This is a genomic window from Collimonas sp. (assembly GCF_044339385.1).
Lineage (GTDB): Bacteria > Pseudomonadota > Gammaproteobacteria > Burkholderiales > Burkholderiaceae_D > Collimonas.
The window spans coordinates 1-3,400 of the sequence record NZ_JBIIVN010000214.1 but is presented as its reverse complement, the minus strand read 5'-3'; the positions used below and the strand labels follow the sequence as shown (position 1 = coordinate 3,400).

At 54.4% G+C, this 3,400-nt stretch carries 2 protein-coding genes and 1 pseudogene; all 3 read right to left on the bottom strand.

The genetic code is table 11. The annotated features are described in order from the left end of the window. Window positions 1–85: 85 nt before the first annotated feature. The 3 genes and pseudogenes from ACIQ0R_RS11995 to ACIQ0R_RS11985 all read right to left on the bottom strand — a co-directional run bounded on the left by ACIQ0R_RS11995 (window position 86) and on the right by ACIQ0R_RS11985 (window position 2,752). Window positions 86–196, bottom strand: a complete 111-nt coding sequence (locus tag ACIQ0R_RS11995) for an entericidin A/B family lipoprotein (RefSeq protein WP_395827717.1) — start codon at window positions 194–196, stop codon at window positions 86–88. 88 nt (window positions 197–284) lie between these two features. Next, entirely contained in the window at window positions 285–1,685 is a 1,401-nt protein-coding gene (leuC, locus tag ACIQ0R_RS11990; protein ID WP_395827713.1) for a 3-isopropylmalate dehydratase large subunit, read from the bottom strand. A 203-nt stretch (window positions 1,686–1,888) separates the two neighbouring features. Then, window positions 1,889–2,752: pseudogene (locus ACIQ0R_RS11985) on the bottom strand (DMT family transporter). Between the last annotated feature and the right edge of the window lie 648 nt (window positions 2,753–3,400).

The window sequence follows — 3,400 nt, the reverse complement described above, 5'->3', positions numbered from 1 at the left end:
CGGCTAGCTCCTTGAACTCCGCCGTGTACATCTGTTTTGGTATCTTCTTCATTGCTGGTCTTTCCAAAGGATCGTTGATTTTACGTTACCTATGGAAGACTAAATTTCGGGGGAAGCTCAACTTGCCTTGAATTTTTTCACCGACCCGCTGAATATCCTGACCAAAACCATGCACTGTATTGCATGCCGACAGCATGAAGCCAGCAGTCAGCAGTCAGCAAGGCACACAACGTCGCTACTTTTCTCATCATCTAGAGACTTTCCGTGACAGTTCTATGGCAAGTTCAAAGGGAACGCACATCGACAAAATGCCCGGCAATGCCTGCCGCCGCTGCCATCGCCGGGCTGACCAGATGGGTGCGACCACCAGCGCCCTGCCGTCCTTCGAAATTGCGGTTCGACGTAGACGCGCAGCGTTCGCCCGGTTCCAGACGATCGGCGTTCATGGCCAGACACATCGAACAACCCGGCTCACGCCATTCGAAACCGGCGTCCTTAAAAATCCGATCCAGGCCTTCACGCTCAGCTTGCTCCCTGACCAACCCGGAACCCGGCACCACCATCGCTAACTTGACGTTGGAAGCGCGGAACTTGCCGCGCACCACGGCAGCTGCCGCGCGCAAATCCTCGATGCGCGAATTGGTGCAGGAACCGATGAATACCTTGTCGATACGGATGTCTTCGATTGCCGTGTTCGGCTTGAGGGTCATGTACGCCAGCGCCTTTTCCATGCCGTCACGCTTGGTTGGATCTTTTTCCTTGTCTGGATCTGGCACCCGGCCATCAACTGCGACCACCATCTCGGGCGACGTGCCCCAGGTCACCTGCGGCTTGATCTCAGCGGCGTTCAGGGTGACGACCATATCGAATTTGGCGCCCGGGTCGGAATGCAGTGTGCGCCAGTACGAGACGGCGCGCTCCCAATGCGGCCCAGCGGGCGAAAACGGCCGTCCCTTGACGTAATTGAGGGTGGTATCGTCCACCGCGATCATGCCGGCACGGGCACCGGCCTCAATCGCCATGTTGCAGACTGTCATACGACCTTCCATCGATAACGCACGAATTGCCGAGCCGGCGAATTCGATTGCATAGCCAGTGCCACCGGCAGTGCCGATCTGGCCGATCACGGCCAGCACAATATCCTTGGCGGTGACGCCATTGGGAATGTTGCCATCGACCTGCACCAGCATTGATTTGGATTTTTTAGCCAGCAAAGTTTGCGTTGCCAGCACATGCTCGACTTCGGAAGTGCCGATGCCATGCGCCAGACAGCCGAAGGCGCCATGCGTCGATGTGTGCGAATCGCCGCAGACCACGGTCATGCCGGGCAGCGTTGCACCTTGCTCAGGCCCGATCACGTGGACGATACCCTGGCGGTGGTCATTCATGCCGAAATACGTCAGGCCGTAACTCTTCGCATTGGCGTCGAGGGTTTCGACCTGCAGGCGCGAAATCGGATCGGCAATACCGTGGGCACGATCAGTGGTAGGCACGTTATGGTCCGCCACCATGAGATTGGCAGGCAGCCGCCATGGCTTACGACCGGCAAGCTTGAGCCCTTCAAATGCCTGAGGACTGGTAACTTCGTGCAACAGATGCCGATCGATGTACAGAATCGCCGTGCCATCCGATTCGGTATGGACGACGTGAGATTCCCAGAGTTTGTCGTAGAGCGTTTTAAGCATGATCCAGGACGGGTTCGAGCCCGCGAAAACAGTGAATTTAGCTCTTGATTATACCATAGAAGCGCGCCTCTAATACCCTTCACACCTCGAAAATCACACCTGGAGGCGCTGCGCACCGCAGATTACAAGTTTCCAGTGGGACTATCGGACTAAAATTTACGGCTTGATTGAGCGGCCTAACCCGTTATCGCGCGAAAAATGACTCATAACCTGAGCAAACGCATAGGATTGAGCTTGCCGGTAGCCAACGCAGTGCCGAGCAGGACTATGAGGCAACCAAGCAGCATGGTCGCAGTAACCTGCTCCTGCAAAAACAAGGCGCCCCAGATGACGCCGAAGATCGGTATCAGTAAAGTTACCGAGGCGGCACCGGCTTGTTCCAGCAACCGGTAGAAAATCACATATGCCACGCCTGTACAAAGCACGCCCAGTGCAAGCACTGCATACCAGGCATTCATTGAGACAGCCGCAGTTGGCCAATAGCATATCGCCAGCGGCAGCAATATCAGGGTTGCGAAAAACTAACTCCCGAAAGCCACCACAAAGGGCGGCACACCGGCTAGCCGGATTTTCGAGTAGTTGATGGCGAACCCGTACGACAAGGTAGCCAGGAGCACTGCGCCAATCGCCAGCCAGACGCTCGGCAAACCATCGCCGATTTTATCCCATACCAATGTGATGACGCCAATCATGCCGACCACCAGGCCGAGTCCCTGCGCCTTGCTCATCGGCACTTTCAACCACAAGAACGCAATCAGGCCAGTCCACAATGGCGTGGTTGCATTGAGGATCGAATCGAAGCCGGCGCTGACATGCAAGGTGGAGTAAGCAAAAAGGCAGAATGGCAGCGCCGAATTGGCGACGCCGACCAGCAACAGAGGCCAGGCTTTGTTGTACATGTGCTTGCGGGCCGTTGCCGAGCGCATCACTGGCAACAATACCAGCGCGGCGATTCCGACTCTCAACGCAATCAGCGGCACTGGGCCAAACTCTGGCGCTCCGACGCGCATGAACAGAAACGACGCGCCCCAGATGGCGGCAAGGAAAAACAGTTCGGCAATATTCATGGCGGGGTAGCTTGCAGTTGTGAGTCGGCGGCAGTCGCAATATATCCGATTCCATGTGCGACGTAAAAAATCACAGTAAACTTTGCGGGTCTCACCTAGTTGCGGGTCTCACTTAGTTTTACTTATCCAGGCCGACTGCATGTACCGAATTGCACGCGAGTTGTAGCTAGCCGGACGGCGCATCGACCATGATCGCCTCGGGCTCTGCACGAGACGAGACGAGAAGATATTCTGGCCTACAAATAAGGCGCGGCGATCCGTTGTTTGAATACGACTCTCAACACCTTGTCAAAAACGGACATCAAATATTTGCCATTCAATTTCCTCACATCACTAAATACATCGTCAGCTAAAGAGACGCTGCGAATACACTGTCTTTTTTTACATTTTTTGTTAGCGCCCAAAATACGGAAATATAAAAAAAATTATCCATCGCCGCCAAATGCAGTGTCCGAATCAGACAAGGTTTTGTCATGAACACGCTGTCTGGCAATCTGAGCTTCCCCCGAAATTTAGTCTTCTGAGCTTCCCCCGAAATTTAGTCTTCCATAGGTAACGTAAAATCAACGATCCTTTGGAAAGACCAGCAATGAAGAAGATACCAAAACAGATGTACACGGCGGAGTTTAAGGAGCTAGCCGTGCAACG

Excerpts from the sequence above, each read along its gene's own strand:
- ACIQ0R_RS11995 (WP_395827717.1), bottom strand. The coding sequence starts at position 196 with ATGCTGTCGGCATGCAATACAGTGCATGGTTTTGGTCAGGATATTCAG.
- leuC (WP_395827713.1), bottom strand. The coding sequence starts at position 1,685 with ATGCTTAAAACGCTCTACGACAAACTCTGGGAATCTCACGTCGTCCAT.